Source organism: Caballeronia hypogeia (assembly GCF_001544875.2).
Classification (GTDB): domain Bacteria; phylum Pseudomonadota; class Gammaproteobacteria; order Burkholderiales; family Burkholderiaceae; genus Caballeronia; species Caballeronia hypogeia.
Map to the genome: position 1 here is coordinate 36167 of NZ_FCOA02000041.1, position 22458 is coordinate 58624.

21 protein-coding genes are annotated in these 22458 nt (G+C 63.2%); 11 read left to right on the plus strand and 10 right to left on the minus strand.

The window, feature by feature from the left end; all coding sequences use genetic code 11:
- Nucleotides 1-4: 4 nt before the first annotated feature.
- From AWB79_RS34235 to pxpB, 5 genes are all read right to left on the minus strand, one after another.
- Entirely contained in the window at nucleotides 5-961 is a 957-nt protein-coding gene (locus tag AWB79_RS34235) for a DUF979 domain-containing protein (RefSeq protein WP_061171894.1), read from the minus strand.
- Nucleotides 958-1677, minus strand: a complete 720-nt coding sequence (locus AWB79_RS34240; protein WP_061171895.1) for a DUF969 domain-containing protein — start codon at nucleotides 1675-1677, stop codon at nucleotides 958-960. Before AWB79_RS34240 ends, AWB79_RS34235 begins: the two co-directional genes overlap by 4 nt.
- A gap of 129 nt (nucleotides 1678-1806) precedes the next feature.
- Nucleotides 1807-2556, minus strand: a complete 750-nt coding sequence (gene pxpA / locus AWB79_RS34245; RefSeq protein ID WP_061171896.1) for a 5-oxoprolinase subunit PxpA — start codon at nucleotides 2554-2556, stop codon at nucleotides 1807-1809.
- Between the two features lie 79 nt (nucleotides 2557-2635).
- The gene (locus tag AWB79_RS34250) at nucleotides 2636-3676 is read right to left on the minus strand and encodes a 5-oxoprolinase subunit C family protein (RefSeq protein WP_061171897.1); all 1041 of its coding nucleotides are present in this window, start codon (nucleotides 3674-3676) and stop codon (nucleotides 2636-2638) included.
- Nucleotides 3673-4326, minus strand: a complete 654-nt coding sequence (gene pxpB / locus AWB79_RS34255; protein WP_061171898.1) for a 5-oxoprolinase subunit PxpB — start codon at nucleotides 4324-4326, stop codon at nucleotides 3673-3675. Before pxpB ends, AWB79_RS34250 begins: the two co-directional genes overlap by 4 nt.
- Nucleotides 4327-4512: 186 nt before the next feature.
- On the opposite strand from pxpB, the gene AWB79_RS34260 reads away from it, so the two are divergent.
- Nucleotides 4513-5025: a winged helix DNA-binding protein gene (locus tag AWB79_RS34260; RefSeq protein ID WP_061171899.1), complete on the plus strand. Its 513-nt coding sequence runs from the start codon at nucleotides 4513-4515 to the stop codon at nucleotides 5023-5025.
- On the opposite strand, the gene AWB79_RS34265 is transcribed toward AWB79_RS34260, so the two are convergent.
- Nucleotides 5022-5663 carry a 5-formyltetrahydrofolate cyclo-ligase gene (locus tag AWB79_RS34265; protein ID WP_082862554.1) on the minus strand — a complete coding sequence of 214 codons (642 nt, stop codon included), beginning with the start codon at nucleotides 5661-5663 and terminating at the stop codon, nucleotides 5022-5024. The two genes, AWB79_RS34260 and AWB79_RS34265, sit on opposite strands and share 4 nt — an antisense overlap.
- Nucleotides 5664-5682: 19 nt before the next feature.
- Between AWB79_RS34265 and AWB79_RS34270 the strand changes: the two genes are divergently transcribed.
- The 4 genes from AWB79_RS34270 (at nucleotide 5683) to AWB79_RS34285 (ending at nucleotide 10599) form a co-directional block, all read left to right on the plus strand.
- The gene (locus tag AWB79_RS34270) at nucleotides 5683-7650 is read left to right on the plus strand and encodes a lytic transglycosylase domain-containing protein (RefSeq protein ID WP_061171900.1); all 1968 of its coding nucleotides are present in this window, start codon (nucleotides 5683-5685) and stop codon (nucleotides 7648-7650) included.
- Between the two features lie 124 nt (nucleotides 7651-7774).
- The gene (locus AWB79_RS34275) at nucleotides 7775-8731 is read left to right on the plus strand and encodes a complex I NDUFA9 subunit family protein (RefSeq protein ID WP_061171901.1); all 957 of its coding nucleotides are present in this window, start codon (nucleotides 7775-7777) and stop codon (nucleotides 8729-8731) included.
- 18 nt (nucleotides 8732-8749) lie between these two features.
- Complete coding sequence (locus tag AWB79_RS34280; protein ID WP_061171902.1) at nucleotides 8750-9370, plus strand: glutathione S-transferase family protein; 621 nt, start codon at nucleotides 8750-8752, stop codon at nucleotides 9368-9370.
- Complete coding sequence (locus AWB79_RS34285; RefSeq protein WP_061171903.1) at nucleotides 9367-10599, plus strand: multifunctional CCA addition/repair protein; 1233 nt, start codon at nucleotides 9367-9369, stop codon at nucleotides 10597-10599. The genes AWB79_RS34280 and AWB79_RS34285 overlap by 4 nt, the downstream gene beginning before the upstream one ends.
- 16 nt (nucleotides 10600-10615) lie before the next feature.
- Here the strand turns inward: AWB79_RS34285 and AWB79_RS39870 are convergent, their stop codons facing one another.
- The 3 genes from AWB79_RS39870 to AWB79_RS34300 all read right to left on the minus strand — a co-directional run bounded on the left by AWB79_RS39870 (nucleotide 10616) and on the right by AWB79_RS34300 (nucleotide 12824).
- Nucleotides 10616-11254, minus strand: a complete 639-nt coding sequence (locus AWB79_RS39870; RefSeq protein WP_157695911.1) for a hypothetical protein — start codon at nucleotides 11252-11254, stop codon at nucleotides 10616-10618.
- A gap of 159 nt (nucleotides 11255-11413) precedes the next feature.
- Entirely contained in the window at nucleotides 11414-11608 is a 195-nt protein-coding gene (locus tag AWB79_RS34295; RefSeq protein WP_061171905.1) for a DUF2905 domain-containing protein, read from the minus strand.
- A gap of 10 nt (nucleotides 11609-11618) precedes the next feature.
- A complete protein-coding gene (locus AWB79_RS34300) occupies nucleotides 11619-12824 on the minus strand; it encodes a class I SAM-dependent methyltransferase (RefSeq protein ID WP_061171906.1) in 1206 nt (401 codons plus the stop codon).
- A gap of 13 nt (nucleotides 12825-12837) precedes the next feature.
- On the opposite strand from AWB79_RS34300, the gene AWB79_RS34305 reads away from it, so the two are divergent.
- The 5 genes from AWB79_RS34305 (at nucleotide 12838) to glmS (ending at nucleotide 18460) form a co-directional block, all read left to right on the plus strand.
- Nucleotides 12838-13692 (plus strand): SDR family oxidoreductase, encoded by an 855-nt coding sequence (locus AWB79_RS34305; protein ID WP_061171907.1) that lies wholly within the window; start codon nucleotides 12838-12840, stop codon nucleotides 13690-13692.
- A gap of 22 nt (nucleotides 13693-13714) precedes the next feature.
- Nucleotides 13715-14125, plus strand: coding sequence for a dihydroneopterin aldolase (locus tag AWB79_RS34310; protein WP_061171908.1), 411 nt, complete (start codon nucleotides 13715-13717; stop codon nucleotides 14123-14125).
- Entirely contained in the window at nucleotides 14122-15081 is a 960-nt protein-coding gene (gene ttcA, locus AWB79_RS34315) for a tRNA 2-thiocytidine(32) synthetase TtcA (protein ID WP_061171909.1), read from the plus strand. Before AWB79_RS34310 ends, ttcA begins: the two co-directional genes overlap by 4 nt.
- A gap of 98 nt (nucleotides 15082-15179) precedes the next feature.
- Nucleotides 15180-16541, plus strand: coding sequence for a bifunctional UDP-N-acetylglucosamine diphosphorylase/glucosamine-1-phosphate N-acetyltransferase GlmU (gene glmU / locus AWB79_RS34320; RefSeq protein WP_061171910.1), 1362 nt, complete (start codon nucleotides 15180-15182; stop codon nucleotides 16539-16541).
- 101 nt (nucleotides 16542-16642) lie between these two features.
- Nucleotides 16643-18460, plus strand: coding sequence for a glutamine--fructose-6-phosphate transaminase (isomerizing) (gene glmS, locus AWB79_RS34325; protein WP_061171911.1), 1818 nt, complete (start codon nucleotides 16643-16645; stop codon nucleotides 18458-18460).
- 127 nt (nucleotides 18461-18587) lie between these two features.
- Here glmS and AWB79_RS34330 read toward each other — a convergent pair whose 3' ends face one another.
- Complete coding sequence (locus AWB79_RS34330) at nucleotides 18588-19352, minus strand: hypothetical protein (protein WP_061171912.1); 765 nt, start codon at nucleotides 19350-19352, stop codon at nucleotides 18588-18590.
- Between the two features lie 732 nt (nucleotides 19353-20084).
- On the opposite strand from AWB79_RS34330, the gene AWB79_RS34335 reads away from it, so the two are divergent.
- Nucleotides 20085-22394, plus strand: coding sequence for a Rel homology DNA-binding domain-containing protein (locus tag AWB79_RS34335; protein ID WP_061171913.1), 2310 nt, complete (start codon nucleotides 20085-20087; stop codon nucleotides 22392-22394).
- Nucleotides 22395-22458: the final 64 nt, after the last annotated feature.

A 22458-nucleotide genomic window follows, 5' to 3' on the forward strand; every position in this document is an offset into this window, starting at 1 on the left:
TCGCTCAAATAAACATCAACCAGTTCAGCAGGAAAATATTCGCCACCAGCAACGCCAGCGCGGTCGGCACCTGCACCTTGATCACCGCGTTCTTGTCCGGCAACTCCAGCAATGCGGCCGGCACGATATTGAAGTTCGCGGCCATCGGCGTCATCAGCGTGCCGCAATAGCCGGAAAACATGCCGATCGCGGCCATCGTCGCGGGGTTGCCGTGGAACACGCCGACCAGAATCGGCACGCCGACGCCGCCCGTCATCACCGGGAACGCGGCGAAGCCATTGCCCATCACCATCGTGAAGAGCGCCATGCCGAGCACATACACCGCAACCGCGACGATCCGGTAGTCCATGTTCACGTAAGCCGTCGTCACGTGCGCGACCGCCTTGCCCACGCCCGCGTCCGAAAACACGAGCCCGAGCATGCCGAGCATCTGCGGCAGCACGGCCGCCCACGAGAGCGCGTCGATGAGACGCCGCGTTTCGCGCATCGACTGGCCGACGGTATCGCGCGTCATCACGCACGCGATCGCCAGCGCGATCACGCAGCCGACCCCGAAGCCGATCAGCGTCACGTTCTTCAGCTCGATCAGGGGCACGCCGCCGAACACCAGGTACTTCGCGCCGAGCGTGAGAATCACGGTGACGACGGGAATCGTCAGCGCCGGCACGAACAGCTTGTTGCCGAGCCGCACCGCGCTCTGGCGGCGCGTTTCCTCCGAAAGCATCTTCGGCTTCGCGGCCGTCACGCCGCCGAAGCCCGCGATCAGCGCCATCGCCACGACCAGCACGCCGACGATCGGCACCGGAATCCAGTCACCGATCAGAAAGATCAGCGCGTAAATCAGCCAGAACACGCCCGCCGTCAGCCGCCGCGGATGCGACTTGTCCGTCAGGATCATGCCCGCGACAACCACCAGCACGATGCCGACAAGATAAAACAGATAGTTGATCGTGAGCGTCATGCTTGCTCTCCCGCGACGTTGCGCGTGAGCGCGTCGAGTTCGCGCGCGAGCTGGCGGTCGAGCAGCCAGAGGCGGAAGCCGTGAATCAGGAACGCGCAGATCGCGGTCGGAATGCCCCACACGGCCACGTGCATCGGCTCCACGACGATGCCCGCTTCCTTGAGGAACGTCGTCATCAGCACGATCGCGCCGAACGCCACGAAGATGTCCTCGCCGAAGAACAGGCCGACGTTGTCGGTCGCAGCCGAATACGCGCGCAGCTTGTAGCGCACCGCATCGGACAACTTGCCGTAGCGCGACTCGGTCGCGCCTTCGGCCATCGGCGCGAGCAGCGGGCGCACCATCTGCGGATGGCCGCCGAGCCCTGTCAACCCGACCGCCGCCGTGATCTCGCGCACGAACAGATAGACGATCAGGAGACGCCCGGCCGTCGCGGCCTTGATGCTCGAAATCCACATCTGCGCGCGCTCGCGCAGGCCGTGGCGTTCGAGCAGGCCGATCACCGCGAGCGGCAGCAGGATGATGAGCGGAATGTTGCGCGTCTTGAGAAAGCCGCTGCCGATGGCGGTCAAAATTCTCTCGACCGGAAAATGCGCCGCGAACGCGGTGATGATCGCCGCCGCCGCGACGATCAGCATCGGATTGAAGCGCAGCACGAAGCCTACGATGATGACGGCCACGCCGATAAGCGGCCATAAGTTGACAGGGTTTGCCATTCGATCTCCTGATATGTCGCGCCTTCATTCGGGCGCTTGGTTCGACAACGACGTTGCAACGCGCGGCTCTGTTGGCCGCTTGCTAAAACGCCCCGGTCGGTCGGGGCGTTCAATCCTTCTACCAGCGCCTCAGGCGGCGGCGTGGGCCGCGCGCACTTCGATGCCCGCATCGGCGAGCGCGTCGCGAATGCGCCGCGCGAATTCCAGCGCGTGCGCGCCGTCGCCATGCAGGCAGATCGTTTGCGCGTTGAGCGGCACCCATTCGCCCGACACGGCCTGCACGCGCTGCTCGCGCACCATCGCGAGCGTGCGGTCGAGCACGACGTTCTCGTCGTCGAGCAGGGCGCCCGGCTCCTTGCGCGGCACGAGCGAACCGTCCGCTCGATAGCCGCGATCCGCGAACACTTCCTCGATCGCGTTCAGCCCCGCGCGCCGCGCCGCTTCGATCAGCCCGCTGTTCGCCAGCCCGAACACGAGCAGCGACGGATCGAAGTCGCGCACGGCGGAGACGATCGCATCGGCGATGTCGGGGCTGCGCGCCGCCTGGTTGTACAACGCGCCGTGCGGCTTCACGTGCGCGATGCGCCCGCCTTCCGCCTGCGCGATCGCCGACAGCGCGCCCAGTTGATAAAGCACGCCCGCGTAGATTTCCTCGGGCGGCAGATCCATTTCCTTGCGGCCGAAGTTCTCGGGATCGTTGAAGCTCGGATGCGCGCCGATCGCGACGCCTTTTTCGACCGCCCAGCGCACGCAATCGCGCATCGCGGTGGCGCCGCCTGCATGCCAGCCGCACGCGATGTTCGCGGAGCTCACGAGATCGAGCAGCGCTTCATCGGAGCCGCAGCCTTCGCCGAGATCGGCATTGAGATCGATTTCCATGATGTCTTTCGCAGTCGTTCCGTTGGATGTTGAGTGTGATGCGCCGCGTCGCCGCGCGGCTTGAAGTTCAGGATGAGCTTCAGGAGCCCGCGCGGGCGATGCGTTCCTCGTGCATCGCGATGGCCGTTTCCACCTGGCTCACGTATTGCCGTTCCTCGGCGAGCGCGTGGCGCGCTTCTTCCGCAGATGTTTCGATGAAGCGCACGCCGCCGTTCAGCCGCACTTGCGCGAGCTTCCACAAATCCGCCCTGATGACAGCGCCGATCTTCGGATAGCCTCCGGTGGTCTGCGCGTCGCCCATCAGGACGATTGGCTGGCCGTTCGGCGGCACCTGGATCGTGCCGGGCAAAACCGCGTGCGACAGCAGTTCGATCTTCTCGCGACGCTCCAGCGCCGCGCCCGCGAGACGAAAGCCCATGCGGTTGCTGTTCGGCGTGATGGTCCATTCCTGATTCCAGAAGCCGTCCTGCGCGGCGTCGCTGAAGCTGCCGTACTCCGGGCCGCGCAGCACGCGGATCGGCACCGCCCACGCGAGGCTCGGCGAATGACGGCCGCGCCGCACAGGCTCATCGACGAGCACGAATTTGCACCACGCGGGCGCCTTCACGCCGAACGCGGGTTCCTCCGGCGAAAACGCAATGCCCTTGTGCGGCTGCGGCACGCCGACCGGCAAGCGGTCGCCGTCGCGCAGCGCGCGTCCGCCGAGGCCGCCGAAGCACGCGCCGAGATCCGTGGAGCGGGAGCCCAGCATCGGCAGGACGTCGATGCCGCCCGCGATGCTCACATAGCCGCGCATGCCGCGTTTGGCCGCGCGCAGCGTCAGTTCCTGGCCGGCGCGAACCGGCAGGCTCCACCACGAATAGACGGGCTTGTCGTCGAGCGTGGCGCCGAAATCCACGCCGGTAATGGCGATGCGCGTCGCGTGCTTGAAGCGCAGCACGGTCGACCCGAACGTCACCTCGATGCCCGCCGCATCCGGTCGGTTCCCGACGATGCGGTTGCCGATTTCCAGCGACAGCGCATCGAGCGCACCGCCCGAACTCACGCCGAGATGCCGGTAGCCGTGACGCCCCAAATCCTGCACGGACGTCAGCACGCCCGCGCGAATCACGTCGATCATGCGCGCACCTCCAGCGCTGTGAAGCGCACGCGGTCGCCGGGCTGCATCAGCGTCGGCGGATTTCTGGCCGGATCGAACAGTTTCAGCTCGGTGCGCCCGAGCAGTTGCCAGCCGCCCGGCGACGCCGCCGGATAGATGCCCGTCTGCGCCCCGCCGATACCCACCGATCCGGCCGGCACTTCGAGCCGCGGCTCGGCGCGGCGCGGCATGGCGAGCGCGGCGTCTAGTCCGCCGAGATAGGCGAAGCCGGGCTGAAAGCCCAGGAAGAACACGATGTACTCGGCCTGCGTGTGGCGCTTCACCACTTCGTCGACGGAAAGCCCGGCGTGCTTCGCGAGCGCGGCGAGGTCGGGGCCGTCGGCGCCGCCGTAGCGCACCGGAATCTCGATTTCGGCGCTGTCCATGTCGACGGCCTCGGCGGCGTCCCAGCCGCTCTCCAGTTGCGCGGCGAGCGTCTCATACTCCGCTTCGAGCGGATCGAACACGATCGTCAGATTGTTCATGCCGGGCACGACTTCGACGACGTGCGGCATGAGGCGCGCGTGCTCCGTCAGCGCCCAGATGCGGCGCTGGCAGTCGAGGGTGGCGGGCGGCGCGGCGTCGAGCACGAGCGCGGAGTCGCCCAACGAATGTATGCGTGGTCTTGTCATGCCTCTGATTGCCTTTTGCACGAAGCGAAATTTTCACCGGTCCGGCGATCTTCGCCTCGTCGCAGGATGTTACATTGTCAATAAATTATCAAGAAATTATCAATACGAGTTTTCTCCGAGGTCCCTGCGGCGTGCGTCGAAAAGACGTTGCGCTACACTCCAACGCACTTCTCACTGGTCAAACCCATGGCGCGCCATCCCACCAAGATTGTCTCGTCCGAGCATCTCGTCTCCGAAACCAGCGCGGAACTGTCGGAGTTCGAGTACGGCCTGATCATGGCGGGCAATGCGTTCAATCGCTGGATGGTGCGCTGCATGTCGGCGGCGGGCGCGAAGGACATGACGGCGGTGGAAGTGTCGCTGCTGCATCACGTGAGCCATCGCGACCGCAAGAAGAAGCTCGCCGACATCTGCTTCGTGCTGAACATCGAGGACACGCACGTTGCTACGTATGCGTTGAAAAAACTCGTCGCTCGCGGCTATTTGAAGAGCGAGAAGACGGGCAAGGAAGCTTTCTTTTCCGCGACGCCGGCGGGGCGCGAGTTGTGCGGCAAGTATCGCGAGGTGCGCGAGGCGTGCCTGATCGCGACCCTGCGCGAAAGCGGCCTGACCAACGAGCAGATCGGCGAGGCCGCGCAATTGATGCGCAATGCCTCCGGTCTCTACGATACCGCCGCGCGCGCCGCGGCCTCGCTTTAATAGATAGCCGATTCGGTGATCACCGCATCGAGCGGCATGTCGTGCGCCTCGCGCGGCAGCGCGCCGCACTTGCCCGATTCGTACGCGATTCCGATCGTCACCGGCCTTGCGTCGTTCGGCCACGCGGCGAGCGTGCGATCGTAGTATCCGCCGCCATAGCCCAGCCGATACCGCGCCGCATCGAAACCCACGCACGGAATCAGCAGCAACTCCGGCACCACGACGTTTTCTTCAGCGGGCACCGGAATCCGGTAACGGCCTTCCTTCATCGGTGTGTCCGCGCGCCATGCGTGGAACACCATCGGCGCGTGCGGTTTCACGACGATCGGCAGCGCGCCGCCGCGCGTGGCGTCGGCGGCGAGCCAGCGCGACATTGCAGCGCGCGCGTCGAACTCGCCCGCGACAGGCCAGTACAGGCCGACGCAACGCGCATCGTGCCGCGCGAGCACTTCCTGAATCCGCGCGGCGAGCGCTTCGTTTTTCGCGGTCTGCGCGGGTTGTTCGCTCTGCGCTTCCCGCGTCGCGAGAAGCGTTGCGCGCAAGGCGCTTTTTGGCTCGCTTTTCGACTCACGCCGGGGTTCGTCGCAAACGTTGCGTGCTATGCTTTCCTCCGATCTCAGGCCACGGTTCAAGACCATTCGCGCTCCAGAAATAAAGATGTCAAAACGCCTCAAACGAGTATATCTCGCAGTCGGCGCAGCCCTTGCCGCGGCGACGCTAGTCGCCTGCGGAACGGCTTCCGCCGTTCGGCCCGACGCCGACTTCTCTCCCGGCTCCGACGACCGCATCTTCATGCAGTTGCGCGACGCCGCACGCGCCAACGACGCCGGCAAGGCCGCCATGCTCGCCGCGCAGATTCCAAATTACCCGGCGCCGAGTTATCTCGAATACTTCACGCTCAAGCCGCAGCTCTTCGATTCGCAGGGCCACGCGCGCATCGACGCGCCCGACGCGCCGGTGCTGTCGTTCCTGCAGCGCTACGACGGCCAGGCGATCGCCGACCGCATGCGCAACGACTATTTGGTCGTTCTCGGCAGCCGTCACGACTGGAAGAACTTCGAGCAGCAATATCCCCGTTTCGTTCTCAACGACGACACGCAGGTTAAGTGCTACGCGCTCGAAGCCCGCATGTCGCGCGGCGAAAACGTGGCCGACGCGGCGCGGGCGCTGCTCGTCGAGCCGAAATGGTACGGCGACGGCTGCGTCGATCTGATCGGCGCGCTGGCCGAATCCGGCCAGTTCACCAGCGACGACATCTGGCAACAAATCCGCCTCGCTTACGAGCAGAACTACACGACGACCGGCTCGAACATCGTCGAGGCGCTCGGTCAGGAAAAGCCGAAGGACACGCTGCTCGACGACGCCGTCAACAAGCCGCCGCTGTATCTCGCGCGCGGCGTCATGCCGAACACGCCGGCGCATCAGCTGACCTTGCTCGCGATCACGCGCATGGCCCGCAACGACCCGGCCATGGCGGCGGCAACGTTCAGCTCCGTCGCGCCGAGCCTGACGCCCGCCGAGCGCGCGATCGGCTGGGGCACCATCGGCTATCAGGCCGCGATCAAGCGCATGCCGTCGGCGGCGGACTGGTATCGGCTTTCGGCGAACGCGCAATTGTCGAACCCGGCCTATGAATGGCGCACCCGCAGCGCGCTGCTCGTCGGCGACTGGAACATGGTGCGCTGGTCCATCGAACAGATGCCGCCCACGCTGCGCAGCCAGCCGGCGTGGGTCTACTGGCACGGGCGCGCGGTGAAGCAGGCGGGCGACACGGCGACGGCGAACCAGGAATTCCAGAGCATCGCGGATCAGTACAACTTCTACGGTCAGCTCGCGCTGGAAGAGCTCGGCCAGAAGATCAGCGTGCCGCCGCGCACCACCGTGTCCGACGAGGAAATCGCGCAGATGCAGTCGGTGCCGGGCTTCGCGCTGTCGCAGCGTTTCTACGCGCTGAACATGCGTCTCGAAGGCAACCGCGAATGGAACTGGCCGCTGCGGACCATGACCGACCGTCAGTTGATCGCGGCCGCGCAATACGCGAAACGCATCGAGCTGTTCGACCGTACCGTGAACACAGCCGACAAGACGAAGGTGGAGCACGATTTCTCGTTGCGCTATCTGTCGCCGTTCCGCGACATCGTCGAGCGCGATGCGCAGAACACCGGTCTCGATATCGAATGGGCATACGGTCTGATCCGCCAGGAGTCGCGCTTCATCATCAACGCGCGTTCGGAAGTCGGCGCGGGCGGCCTCATGCAGTTGATGCCCGGCACGGCGCAGCTCGTCGCGAAGAAAATCGGCATGGGTCCGGTGTCGCGCGCGCAGATGAACGACATCAACACCAATATCCTGCTCGGCACGAATTACCTGTCGATGATCTACAATCAATTCGACAACTCGCCCGTGCTCGCCACCGCCGGCTACAACGCCGGGCCGGGCCGGCCGCGTCAGTGGCGGCAGGATTTGCGCGCGCCCGTGGAGGGCGCGATTTTTGCTGAAACCATCCCGTTCACCGAGACTCGCGATTACGTGAAGAACGTGCTGTCGAACACCGTCTACTACGCGGCATTGTTCGAAGGCCGTCCGCAGTCGTTGAAGGCGCGTCTGGGCTATATCGCTCCCTGACGTTGCACCGAAGCGAACCTCACGCCCGCGCGTCGAATAAAAAGACGCGCGGGCGTTTTCATTTCCGGCCCGCCGTTCCGGATTCAAGCCGCATCCGTCAAGGCCGCGACCCAAGAGGCGAACTATGCGACACCAACATGTAGCGCTGATCGGCGGTTCGGGATTCATCGGCGGTCATCTCGTCAATGCGCTCGTCGATCTCGGCAAGAAGGTGCGAGTCGCGACGCGGCGGCGCGTGAACGCCGCGCATCTCACGCTCTTGCCCGTCGATGTGATCGAAACCGACGTGCACGACCCGGCGCAACTCGCCGCGTTCATCGAGCAGAGCGACGCGGTCATCAATCTCGTCGGCATTCTGCAGGGGCGGCGCGACGATCCATACGGGCCGGAGTTCGCGAAGGCGCATGTGGAACTGCCGCACAAGATCGCGGCCGCCTGCGAGGCGAAGGGCGTGCGGCGTCTCCTGCACATGAGCGCGATCGGCGCGGATCCGGCGGGTCCGAGCATGTATCTGCGCTCGAAGGGCGATGGCGAGAAGATCGTGCGCGAATCCGGTCTCGACTGGACCATCTTCCGCAGCTCGGTCGTGTTCGGCCCCGAGGACAATCTGCTCAACCAGTTCGCGTTTCTGGAGCGCCTGTTTCCGGTGATTCCGCTCGCGTGCGCCGATGCGCAGTTCCAGCCGGTGTTCGTCGGCGACGTGGCCAAGGCGATGGTCAACGTGCTCGACCTCGATGCCGCGAACCGACACGTCTACGAGCTAGCGGGCCCGGGCGTCTATACGCTCGCGGAACTGGTGCGCTTCGCGGGCGCGACCATCGGCAAGCATGCGCGCATCGTCAAGCTGCCGGAGAGCCTCGGACGCCTGCAGGCGATGACCATGGAAATGGTGCCCGGGCAGCCGATCATCTCGCGCGACAATCTCGATTCCATGAAAACGCCGAGCATCGCGAGCGGGCCGCTTGCGCCGGAACTGGGCATCGACGAGCCGGCGAGCATCGAGGCCATCGCGCCGCTGTATCTGACGGGCGACTCGTCGCGTTCGCGCTTCAACGCTTTTCGCGCCACGGCGCATCGTTAATCTTCATTTTCTGATCGCATGAAACTCGTTATCGGTGACAAGTTCAATTCTTCCTGGTCGATGCGTCCGTGGGTGCTGCTCAGGCACTTCGGCATTCCGTTCGACGAAACGCTGATCCGCCTCGGCCAGCCCGACACGAAAGCAAAAATTCTCGAAGTCTCGCCGTCCGGCAAGGTGCCGTGTCTCGTCACCGACGCGGGAGACGCCGTGTGGGAATCGCTCGCGATCGTCGAGACGATTGCCGAACTGCATCCCGAACACGCGATGTGGCCGCGCGAGCCCGCAGCCCGCGCGCGCGCCCGCAGCGTCAGCGCGGAGATGCACGCGGGTTTCGCGGACTTGCGTCAGAACATGCCGATGGAAATCACCACGCGCGCGCCGGGGAAGGGCGCGACGCCGGAGGCGCTGGCGAACATCGCGCGCATCGAGGCGATCTGGGCGGAGTGCCTGGCGAAATCGGGCGGGCCGTTCCTGTTCGGCGATTTCGGCATCGCGGACGCGATGTTCGCGCCGGTCGTCATGCGCTTCAATACCTACGCGCCGAAGCTGAGCGCGACCTCGCTCGAATACGCGAAGCGCGTGACGGCGCTGCCGGCGGTGGCGCAATGGATCGACGGCGCGCGCGGGGAAGCGCGATGAACATCTACGCGGTAGGCGGCGCAATCCGCGACGAACTGCTGGGCGTGCCGGTGGTGGATCGCGACTATGTCGTCGTGGGCGCGACGCCCGAGCAGATGGTGGCGCAGGGGTATCGGCCGGTGGGAAAGGACTTTCCCGTGTTTCTGCATCCCGACACGCACGAGGAATACGCGCTCGCGCGCACCGAGCGCAAGACGGCGGCGGGGTATCACGGCTTCCAGTTCTACTATTCGCCGGATGTGACGCTCGAGGAAGATCTCGCGCGGCGCGATCTGACCATCAACGCGATGGCGCGTGAAGTGAGTCCGTCGGGCGAGCTCGTCGGTCCGGTCATCGATCCGTTCGATGGCCGGTCCGACCTGAAGAACAGGCTGTTCCGGCACGTGGGCGATGCGTTCATCGAAGATCCGGTGCGGATTCTGCGGCTGGCGCGCTTCGCCGCCCGTTTCGCCGATTTCGACGTCGCGCCGGAAACCGCCGAACTGATGAAAAGGATGGTCGCGGCCGGCGAGGTCGATGCGCTCGTGCCGGAGCGCGTGTGGCAGGAGGTGTCGCGCGGACTGATGGAGAAGAAGCCATCGCGCATGTTCGAAGTGTTGCGCGGCTGCGGCGCGCTGGTGCGGATTCTGCCCGAGGTCGATGCGCTGTGGGGCGTGCCGCAGCGTGCCGACTATCACCCGGAAGTGGACACTGGCGTGCACGTGATGATGGTGCTCGACTATGCGGCGGGGCAGCGATTCGCGTTGCCGGTGCGCTTCGCCGCGCTCACGCACGATCTCGGCAAGGCGACGACGCCGGAAGATGTATTGCCGCGACACATCGGCCATGAAGGACGAAGTGTCGATTTGTTGCGGCCGCTGTGCGAGCGGCTGCGCGTGCCGAACGAGTGTCGCGATCTGGCGGTGCTGGTGGCGCGCGAGCACGGCAATATTCATCGCGTGATGGATATGGGAGCGGCGGCGCTGGTGCGCTTGTTCGAACGCTCCGACGCGCTGCGCAAGCCGGCGCGGTTCGCGGAAGCGCTACAGGCGTGTCTTGCCGATGCGCGTGGCCGGCTCGGGCTGGAGCAGCAGCCTTATCCGCAGGCGGAGCGGTTGCGCGAAGCTCTGGTGGCGGCGCGCTCGGTCGATGCGGGAGCGGTGGCGCAGCAGTGCGCCGATCAGCCTTCCAGGATCAAGGATGCGGTGCATGACGCGCGGGTTCAGGCGGTGAAGGACGCGTTGGCGTGAACCGCTCATGAGCCGCTCAGAAAGCGCTGGCCTTGGACCTGGTTTCGGCGTCGGTTTTAGCTCGTGCCGCCGCCTGCCGTGATTTGTCCGTCACGTAGACGGCGCAGTTGCTGATCGAGCCCGCCAGTTGCCGCAGCTCCATTTTCAGGTTTGGACCTTCCCAGGTCAGAACCTCATTCGCGAATGACGCGCCGGCACGATTTTGCACCGTTTGCCGCTCCGATTTCGAAGCCGGGCCATAACGCTCGATGAGCATGGTCTTGAGCGCCGCGAAATTATCGGTCTTGGTTTGAATCGACAGCGAATACGGCACTTGTTCGTCGTTCGTGATCCCCATCAGGTAATACTTGAAGCCAAGATCCGGGGCGTGCTCGAACACCACCATGCCTTTGCTGGTGCCCACGATTTTCCAGCACATCGCATTTGTCTGCGGCGGACCCGGGACACATACTGGAACCGATAACGGTTCTCCCAGCTTGACGCCGAGAAACGACGCTGGCTCATCCCAGGCGGATTTCTCCGTTGTCTGCGACACGGCTTCGCGAGACAGCGCGCAAATAAGCATCACTGCGATGACTGGCAGGCACCATATCGCAAGAAGCAGGATGGGAATTCGCCTTATTCCGGCGCGAGAGGATCGGGAGACGGTTTCCATATCGGTTTCCTTCGACACGATCGTTGCCTTTATTGAATAAAGGGCAACGGCCGCGCGTCAATGAATTCAAATGACGTGTATGGAAACTCTAGTTTTAAAAATCGGACAGAAAAAGCGCGAATCAGAACATGATTCGCGTCAAAGAGAACGAAACACGCTTCAAAGCGCCCGCGCGATAAACGAAAGCAGCAGCGAAAGCAGCAACGTCGACATGAACGGAAACGAATATTCGCGCCCGAAGATTCGCAGAGTGAAATCCCCCGGCAGTCTCCCGATGCCGATCTTCTTGAGCCACGGCATCGACCCGGAAAGAATCGCCAGGGCGATGAACGTCGTCAGCAGCCAGCGAATCATGGCGAAGCACTCATAGCGTATGTGACCGGTCGCCTGCCGCGAAGGCATCGACCGTTCCGGGAATGCCGCGCGAAAACGCGATCACCTTGAACAACTCGCCCATTTCCGCCTCGGAGAGCAGCTTCTGCACCGCGTTCGCGGCAGGCAGGAAGCGCGGCACATCGGAGGGATCGAGTTCATCGAGCACATCGGTGATTCCGGCGTTCATCAGAAACCGCGCCTGCGATGTGAAGCCCAGCAAATCCGCGCCCGTCTCGACGCCCGCCTCCGCAATGCCTGTGAACTCCACGTGCGCGGTAATGTCCTGCAGGCCCGGATAGAGAAACGGGTCAGCGTGCGCGCGATGCCGGTAATGGCACATCAGCGTGCCGGTCGCGCGCTGCGCGTGATAGAACTCGCGCCGCGGAAATCCATAGTCGATGAAAAACGCCGCGCCGCGCGTGAGCATCGTGCAGACAGTGTTCGTGAAGGCAAGCGCCGCTTCGTGCGTCTCGGTCACGTATTCGGCAAACGGTTCATCGTTGGCTTCGTCGATGGCCGCGTCGATCAGATCGATCTGTGTATCACGCGCGACCGGCCGGTCGTCGAAGGCGAAGCGGTCGTTCAGCACCACCACGCCGCGCTCGTGCCACGCGCCCAGCTTGCGCACGACGAGCCGCACCGGCATCGCGTCGAGCACTTCGTTGCCTATCACTACGCCTTCGAACGCATCGGGCAGCGCATCGAGCCAGATCACCTTCGCGGCGAGCCCGGGCGCGTGCTTTTCGATGGTCTCGCGTTGCCGCGCGCGCAGTTCGCCCGACAAATCGACGATCGCGTAGCTGTCGATATCGACGTCCAGATCGGATAGCGCGGTCAACAAACCAGCCGCGAGCTTGCCCGTCCCAGCGCCGAACTCCATCAGCCGCCGCGTGCCGCTTTCCTTCAGCGCCTGGGCAACCGGCCGCGCAAGCGTGGTCGCGAAAAGCGGGGACAATTCGGGCGCCGTGACGAAATCGCTGCCGTCTTCCGCCCAGCGGCCGAATTTCATCGCGCCGCCGCTGTAATAGCCGAGCCCGGGCGCGTAGAGCGCGAGCTCCATATAACGGTCGAACGGCAGCCAGCCGCCGGCCGCGGCAATGCGCCCGCGAATCAGGTCTGTAAGCGCTTCGGACTGCGCGAGCGCGTCGGCGCCCGGAGCAGGTAAACTATCGGATTGTCTGGCATTCGGATTCATCCCAGTATTGTAAATGAGCGCTTCCAAGCCGTTTTCTTCCGTCAATTCGCCGTCTTCCGGTCCCGTTTCGCCGTCCCGCGCCGTGCTGGTCACGGGCGCGGCCAGGCGCATCGGGCGCGGCGTCGCGCTGGAATTCGCGCGGCAGGGCTGGAACGTGGCCGTGCATTACGGCGGTTCCGAGCGCGAAGCGCATGAAACCGTCGCGGAAATCGAGGCGCTCGGGCGTCGCGCGGTCGCGCTGAAGGCGGATCTCGGCGTCGAAGCCGAAGTCGCGCGACTCGTGCCGGCGTGCGTCGAGGCGTTCGGCGAGCTGAACTGCATCGTGAACTGCGCTTCGCGCTTCGATGAAGACTCGGCCACGGACTTCGGCTACGCGAAACTGCTGGAGATGACCGCCGTGAATGTCGCCGCGCCCGTACTGCTCGCGCGCATGCTGCACGAAATCACGCCGGACGAAGGCGGGCACGACGACGCGAAACGCGGTGTCGTCATCAACGTGCTCGACCAGAAGCTGTACAACATGAATCCTGACTACCTGTCGTACACGCTGACCAAGGCCGCGCTCGAAAACGCGACCGTCGCGCTGGCGCAGGCGCTGGGACCGAAGCTGCGGGTCGCGGGACTCGCGCCCGGACTGACGCTGATTTCCACGGGGCAGACGCCCGCGTCGTTCGAGGCGGCGCATCGCGTGACGCCGCTCAACCGCGCATCGACCGTGGCGGACGTGGCGCAGGCCGCATGCTACTTGGCGAACGCCCACGGCGTGACGGGCACGACGCTAGTCGTCGACGGCGGCCAGCATCTCGTGCCGAGCCCGCGCGACGTGATGTACATGTTCGCCACGCACAAGGCCGCGACCACGCCGTAACGTTTAATTTTTGGATGAAACCATGCTTGCCGCACTTTCGCATCCCCGGCTGACCGATTGCCGGCGGCTTTTTCTGCGCAATTACGAAGTGCGCATCAATATCGGTGTGCATGACTTCGAGAAGCGCGGCGAGCAACGCGTCGTGATCAATGTCGAGTTGTTCGTGCCGCTCGCGCTGTCGACGCCCGTCGCGGACAAGCTCGACGAAGTCGTCGATTACGACTTCATGCGCTCGACCATCGCGCAGCGCGTGAAGCGCGGCCACATTCACCTGCAGGAAACGCTGTGCGACGACGTCGCGGCCGCGCTGCTCGCGCATCCGAACGTGCGCGCCGTGGCCGTATCGACGGAAAAGCCCGACGTCTATCCCGATTGCGACGCGGTGGGCGTCGAAGTCTTTCGCATCAAAGAAGACCAAAAGGAACGAGCATGAACGCGCGTGACACGACTGAAACGGCCGACGAGCAAAAGCCCGCGCGCGAGCCCTTGACCCGCCGCCAGCAGAAGGAAGCGTACGAGAACAACAAGCTCTTCAAGCGCATCGTGCGCCAGGTGGGCGAGGCGATCGGCGACTTCAACATGATCGAGGAAGGCGACAAGGTCATGGTCTGCCTGTCCGGCGGCAAGGACAGTTACGCGATGCTCGAAATCCTCATGCGCCTGCGCGAGCGCGCGCCGATCAACTTCGACATCGTCGCCGTGAATCTCGACCAGAAACAGCCGGGCTTTCCGGAGCACGTGCTGCCGGAATACCTGAGCAAGCTCGACATTCCGTTTCACATCGAGAATCAGGACACGTACAGCATCGTCAAGCGGCTCGTGCCGGAAGGCAAGACCACGTGCTCGCTGTGCTCGCGGCTTCGGCGCGGCATTCTGTATCGCGTGGCGGGCGAGCTCGGCGCGACCAAGATCGCGCTCGGCCATCATCGCGACGACATCATTCAGACGCTGCTGCTCAACATGTTCTACGGCGGCAAGCTGAAGGGCATGCCGCCCAAGCTGCAGTCGGACGACGGCAAGAATGTCGTGATCCGCCCGCTCGCCTACGTGAAGGAAGTCGATCTCGAAAAGTATGCGGAATTGCGCGAATTCCCGATCATCCCGTGCAACCTGTGCGGCAGTCAGCCGAATCTGAAACGCGCGGAGATGAAGGCGCTGGTGCGCGACTGGGACAAGCGTTTTCCGGGACGCGTGGACAACATGTTCAGCGCGCTGTCGAACGTGGTGCCGTCGCATCTGATGGACAGCAAGCTGTTTCCGTTCGCGAGCCTGCGCGCCACAGGTGAGGCCGATCCGCAGGGCGATATCGCCTTCGACGAAGAACCGTGCGCAAGCGAACCGTCAGCTTCGCCCCGCGCCATTTCAATTGTGCAGATCGACGACCTGTAACCATTGTCAAACAAGGACGCAGCGTGTGCTCTCCCGCACTGCGTCAAAGGACCCGGTGCTATATTGACCGCTCGTTATTCCCAGCAAGGCTCCCTGCGATGAACATCGTGATTCTGGCTGCCGGCATGGGCAAGCGCATGCGCTCCGCTCTGCCGAAGGTACTTCATTCATTGGCGGGCAAGCCGCTGCTTGCGCATGTCATCGACACGGCGCGCACGCTGTCGCCGACGCGACTCGTGGTCGTCGTCGGCCACGGCGCGGACAAGGTCCGCGAAGCCGTCGGCGCACCGGACGTTCAATTTGCCGTGCAAGACCGCCAGCTCGGCACCGGCCACGCCGTGCAGCAGGCGCTGCCGCTACTCGATCCCTCGGTTCCCACGCTCGTGCTGTACGGCGACGTGCCGCTCACGCGCGCCAGCACGCTGAAGCGTCTGGTCGATGCCGCGGGCGCGGAGCGTTACGGGGTGCTGACGGTCACCGTGGGTGATCCGGCCGGTTACGGGCGCATCGTGCGCGACGGCGCGGGCAAGGTCAAAAAGATCGTCGAGCAGAAGGACGCGAGCGAGGAAGAGCGGCGCATCGCGGAAATCAACACCGGCATCGTGATCACGCCGACGCGCACGCTCGAAACCTGGCTCGCGTCGCTCAAAAACAACAACGCGCAGGGCGAGTTCTATCTGACCGACGTGGTCGAGCGCGCCATCGAGTCGGGCGTCGAAGTGGTCACCGCACAGCCGGACGCCGAGTGGGAAACGCTCGGCGTGAACAGCAAGATTCAGCTCGCGGAACTGGAGCGCATCCATCAACGCAACGTGGCGAACGCGCTGCTGGACGCCGGCGTCACGCTGATGGACCCCGCGCGCATCGACGTGCGCGGCACGCTGGAATGCGGCGCGGACGTGACCATCGACGTGAACTGCGTGTTCGAAGGGCGCGTGAAGATCGCGGATAACGTGAGCATCGGCCCGAATTGCGTGATCCGCGACGCCGAAATTGGCGCGGGCACGCGTGTCGATGCCTACACGCATATCGAAGGCGCCACGACCGGCGCGAATGTCGTGCTCGGACCGTACGCGCGGCTGCGTCCGGGCGCGAAGTTGTCGGACGAAGCGCATATCGGCAACTTCGTCGAAGTGAAGAATGCAGTGCTCGGCCGCGGCTCGAAGGCGAATCATCTGACGTATATCGGCGACTCGGACGTCGGCGCGCGCGTGAACATCGGCGCGGGCACGATCACCTGCAACTACGACGGCGCGAACAAGCATCGCACGGTGATCGGCGATGACGTGTTCATCGGCTCCGACACGCAACTGGTCGCGCCGGTGCGCGTGGGCCGCGGCGTGACGATCGCGGCGGGCACCACGGTGTGGAAGGACGTCGCCGACGACGCGATGGTGCTCAACGAGAAGGTGCAGGTCAGCAAGACGGGTTACGTGCGCCCGGTCAAGAAGAAGTCGTAAGGCTGTCGGTTTCGCGTGGTTGCTGTCAGTCAGACGCGCGCGGCTATTGCTCCGATCGTGAGCGCCGCGTTTCAAAACGAAAGGTTCAAAGGATAACGCCCATGTGCGGAATTGTCGGCGCGGTAGCGCAACGTAACATCGTCCCGGTGCTGGTCGAAGGGCTGCGCCGCCTCGAGTATCGCGGCTACGACTCATGCGGCGTCGCCGTGTTGAGCAACGGCGAGCCGCGCCGCGCGCGCAGCGTCGCGCGTGTGTCCGATCTCGACGCGCAAGTGCGCGACTCGCATCTGGCGGGCATGACCGGCATCGCCCATACGCGCTGGGCGACGCACGGCGCGCCCATCACGAACAACGCGCACCCGATCTTCTCGCGCGACACGGTGGCGCTCGTGCACAACGGCATCATCGAGAACTACGAGTCGCTGCGCGAGATGCTCAAGGGGAAGGGCTATGAGTTCGTGTCGCAGACGGACACGGAGGTCATCGCGCATTTGATTCACAGCATGTATCGCGGCAATCTGTTCCAGACCGTGCGCGACGCGGTGAAGATGCTGCACGGCGCGTACGCGATCGCCGTGATGCACAAGGATCAGCCGCATACGGTGGTCGGCGCGCGGCAGGGCTCGCCGCTGGTCGTCGGCGTAGGCGAGGGCGAGAACTTCCTGGCGTCGGACGCGCTCGCGCTTGCCGGCAGCACGGACCGCTTTGCGTTCCTCGAAGAAGGCGACGTGGTCGAGATCGCGCTCGACGGCGTGAAGATCGTCGATCGCGATGGCGTCCCTGCCGAGCGCGAAGTGCGCGTCGTGACGGCGTATGGCGGCGCGGTCGAACTCGGGCCGTATCGGCATTTCATGCAGAAGGAAATCTTCGAGCAGCCGCGCGCGATCACCGACACGATCCCGCAAGCCGAACGCTTTGACCCGAGTCTCTTCGGCGCGAATGCGGGCGAAGTGTTCGCCGGCATCGACAGCATCCTGATTCTCGCGTGCGGTACGAGCTATTACTCGGGCGTGACGGCGAAGTACTGGCTCGAATCGATCGCCAAAATTCCGACGCAAGTGGAGATCGCGAGCGAGTATCGCTATCGCGAGTCGGTGCCGAATCCGAAGGCGCTGGTCGTCGTGATCTCGCAATCGGGCGAAACCGCCGACACGCTCGCCGCGCTCAAGCACGCGCAGTCGCTCGGCCACAAGCACACGCTGGCAGTCTGCAACGTCGCGACCAGCGCAATGGTGCGCCAGACCGAATTGTCGTTCCTGACGCATGCGGGTACGGAGATCGGCGTGGCGTCGACAAAGGCATTCACGACGCAGCTGGTCGCGCTCTTCGTGCTCGCGATGACGCTCGCCAAAATGCGCGGTCATGTGGACGCGAAGCAGGAAGCGACGTACTTCACGCAACTGCGCCACTTGCCGGCGGCGCTGAACAGCGTGCTGGCGCTGGAGCCGCAGATCATCGCGTGGTCGGAGGAGTTTTCGCGCAAGGAAAATGCGCTGTTCCTCGGGCGCGGCCTGCATTACCCGATCGCGCTGGAAGGCGCGCTGAAGCTGAAGGAAATTTCGTATATCCACGCCGAGGCGTATCCGGCGGGCGAACTGAAGCACGGTCCGCTCGCGCTCGTGACCGAAGCGATGCCGGTGGTGACCGTCGCGCCGAACGACACGCTGCTGGAGAAACTCAAGTCGAACATGCAGGAAGTGCGCGCGCGCGGCGGCGAGCTATATGTGTTCGCGGATGCCGATACGCGTATCGTCAGCGAGGACGGCGTTCATGTGATCCGCATGCCGGAACACTATGGCGCGCTGTCGCCGATCCTGCATGTGGTGCCGTTGCAGCTGCTCGCGTATCACACCGCGTGTGCGCGCGGAACCGATGTGGACAAGCCGCGGAATCTGGCGAAGTCGGTAACGGTGGAGTGAGGTTGGGCGAAAGCCGCAGACGCATGTGTTCGCCGACAATAGAAGCGTTCCTGAGACCAGTTTAGGAGCGTTCCTGGCAGGGGGTCAAAAAGCCGCAAACCCTTGCCAGCAAAGGCAGGAACGCTTCTTAAAAGTTGCCGTTTTTTCTTGATTTTGGAGGGGTCTCGACCCCCTCCCTGCGGACAATTTTTTCCCGTTTTTCGGCCAGGAACGCTTCTCCTGCGAGGGGCTGTTTTCCCCGGCCCTCACCCGTGGCGTCACTGGAGCTTCGCTCGATGCTCGAGGCCGAACGCTCCAACTCACCCAAGAACAGCCACTCGACTGCCCCCAGCGGGTAGTCCTGTGGCCACCCCTCTGCAAGCAATTCCACTGCCTCCAAGACCCTCGCGTCCATAGCCTCGTCCGCCGCGCTCGGTGCGTCCGGCTCGCTCGGTGTGTCTGCCTCGTCTGGCGCATCCGCCTCATCCGTCCCATTCAGCTCGTTCTCCGGCTCGGTCGGATTTGCTTCGGCTGCACGAGCACCCCCACAGCACCCCTTGTCTCCAAACGCGACCGTCCGTCGAGGAGCCTCTGTGCGCAAAGGAGCCTCTGCACGCCCTAGAGCATCTGACCAACCACGAGCATCCGACCAACCGCCACCGCTGCCAGCAATTCGCCCATCCCAGCAGACCCGTTCTTCGATGGCTCCCAAAATTCTTTGCGCGCACTCGACCCGGTCGAGCGCCCGCCGAAGCCGTTCCCGCATCTCGTCCCTGAGCCCAAGCTCTCGTGCGACCACTTCGACATCAGTCGCCGCATCTGCCAGCAGAATCCCCAAAAGCTCATTCAGCCCCAATGTCAGCTTGTCCTCCCGCTGTCGCGCCGTCTCATTGATTTCATTTCGTTCGTCCATGCGACCAAATAGCGAGCTGACTTATACGGCCGACTTCGTGCCGGCGTCGCTGTTCGAGGCGCCATCAAGACGCGCGATGTCTCGAGCCTCAATTGGATTTCTGCCATGCGAGCGGAGAGCGCCATGACGGAGCCCGGGCGTCGCGTCCTAAAAACAGGACACCTGTCCTGTTTTTAGGACGGACGGAGTAGCGGTGAGTTGGCCCCGACGTCCGCCTCATCACCACGACGACCGTTCGTTGTTTCCAGAACCTCGCTCAGACATTGCAGGCAATCGAGCGCCCGCCGCACACGCTCGCTCATCGCTAGCGACAATGAGGGCACGCGTGAGACGACTTCGATGTCAGTTATCGCGGTCGCGAGAAGACTTGCCGAACAAGACAACCCGTCGCGAGGTAGTTAGCTTTCACCCGCACGACGCTGGCTATCGTGACCCCAGTGCTTGCCGGCAGGACGCCAAGGCCAGGATTTGCCCGCACAAAATCGAAGAATGACAGCATGTTTGCACTTCTTATCGGGCGGGCGGTGCTTCGTTCAGGCGCTATGCGTTTCTAGCGTCGAAAAACGCGAGGATTGTGGGCAATCATTCGTCTCTCCGCGCGCGCAAGACCTGGCCAGCGTAACGTAAGAAATTGTCATAAGTTTGCTCCCGACCAAGCTAGAATCAGAGATGTAAGGCGTTGATTAAAAGAAGAGTCGTGAATGTGACCTCGCTTCACCCTGGGGAGCGGTTATGGAACATGCGGCGAAGAATTTTCGTGACATGACAGAACAACTAAAACTCACTAAAGAACTGATTTCACTGGTTCATTTTGTGGAATTGAACGAGAGTGGCTGGGTCCGGAAGACGCTCAGCAAAATCGTGCTTGCTATCCTCTGCCGCTCAGCTCAGGGCATGTCTCGTCCCGATATCCACGAGGCGGTCAGAGTTCAGGCTGCTTACGATTTCAGCTTGACGTCGGTCATCAAAGCCATCGAGTTGCTTTGTTCACAGAAGCAGGTCGTCGAACATCCGAAGGGCCTATTTCGCGTTCGGGAATCCGCGCTGAACGACATTCAGTCGGCAATCGCGGCCACAGAGGCTGAAGAGGCGGCGACCAAGAGCGCTTTCATTGCCGCGCTTCAACGTTGCCCTGGCAAGCTCGATGGCGAACGTGTGTGGAACATGTTCCTTGAACTGTTTCTTATGCCGCTCATTCGCGACGCTGGCGCAAACACGTTGAATCTTCTCTCTGGCGCAGCGCCGTTGAGCACCCGTGAGAATCTGCAGCCGTTGCTCGATGGACTTCCGACCGAATCGCGGGAAGATGTCTTCCGAACCGTGGTCGAATTCCTAAATCCGTCCTCGAAAGACGTTCGCCAGTTCATTCTCAAACGCGTTGCCGCTTCGTTTTTCGTTGCGGCAGTGAGCCTGGACTCTGCGACGGTCGAAGCGCTCGACAAGAAGAGGAACACTCACAGCTCGATTCGACTCTTCCTAGATACGAACACGCTGTTCTCGGTGCTCGGATTGCACGAGAATGAAGAGAACGATGGCGTCGAAGGCCTTCTGGCTCTGCGTGACGACCCGCGTGCGCCTGTCAAGATTAAGCTTTTTGTGTTTCCAGAGACGATTGAAGAGGCGAATAGAGTGTTGTCGCACGCTGTGCAGTCGATGGGCACTCACGTCTATCCGCGCCCTCTGGCACAGGCAGCACTGCGTTCGAACCTGTCTGGCGTGCACGCGAAGTATCTCGAAGCGGTGTCGAAGACAAGCACACCGCTGAGCCCGAAGGATTACTTCGCGCCTTATCTATCAAATCTGTCTGCGATTCTGAAGAAGCGGGGAATCGAGGTCATCGACCGAAGCCTGCTCATCGGTCGGCAAGACCAAGAGGTTATCGACGACGTGCTCGATAACCAGAAGTTCGAAGAGCGGTTTATCGAGGCTTCTCGGCGGAAATCGTACGAAGCGATTTTCCACGACCTCTACATCTGGCATTGCATTCAGCGGCAGCGCGACCTGCAACTGTCATCGCCGCTTGATGCCAAGGAGTGGTTCGTCACGCTCGACCGGCGCCTACTTGGCTTCGATGCGTTTAAGGGAAAAGGAAATTCAGGTTGGGTTCCGGTCTGCGTCGACCCGAGTACCTTCATCCAGTTTGCACAGTTCTGGATGCCGCGCTCCGCTCAGTTCGAAAAAGCTTTGTTCGGCAGCCTCAAGCTCCCGCTGCTGTTCCGCGAGTTCGACAGCGAAACCGAGGACGTCAGTCTCGCCATCATCAACCGGTTGTCTCGCATCGAAGCGGTCGGCGACTTCACGGCGGACGAAATCCATACCTTGCTGCTGAACGACGCCGTACGAACTCGCTTCCGCGAGAGCCCTAGCGACGCTGAACAGACTGCCATCGTCCGTGATGAGCTTCTCACAATACATCGGGAGACCGTTGAGAAATCGAAGAAGTTGGAGCATGAGCTATCCGAGGAGCGTACGCGCAAGGATGCGCTGGTTCAGCAGCTAGACGTGGTGTCCCGCTCGAGCGAGGTTGAGCGCCTCGCAAGTCAGGAAACCTCCTCCAAGCACAAGGCGGAGCTGGCGGAGCGGCAGCGAAGGGAAGATGCGCTTCGCCTTGAGTTGGAGAAAGAACGGCAGTCGCGTATTCAGCTTGAGGAGTCAACCCAGCGCGCGAATGCGCAAAAGGAGCTCGCGGGGAAGGCGCAGAAATACTTCTTCCTGTATGTGTTACTTCCGTTCATTGCGCTCACTGTGATTTTCGGCGCTCTCGCGATGCTCCTGTTCACACCACTGCGTGCGTCTGGAGTCGGCGTGCTTTTGGGAGCGGGGGCTACGGCCGGGATTGTCAAGCTCACAGCGGCGAAGCGCCCGGCTGTTAAAGAGACCGCGTGGCTCCGCCGTGTGTGTGCCGTACTGACCTTCGGATGGGCGATGGGCGCTGCCGGTGTTGGAGCGACCGTCAATGCGCTTTACTCCAACTTTTGGAGCAACCACCAGGATGACATCGTGAAGCAGGCGGTTGCCACGACGACAATTAGTCGGGCCTGAATAATTCGGTTTGCGCGGTGCCGTCTCTCATGGGAGGAAGGGCAGTGCAGCTGAGCGTTTGAGT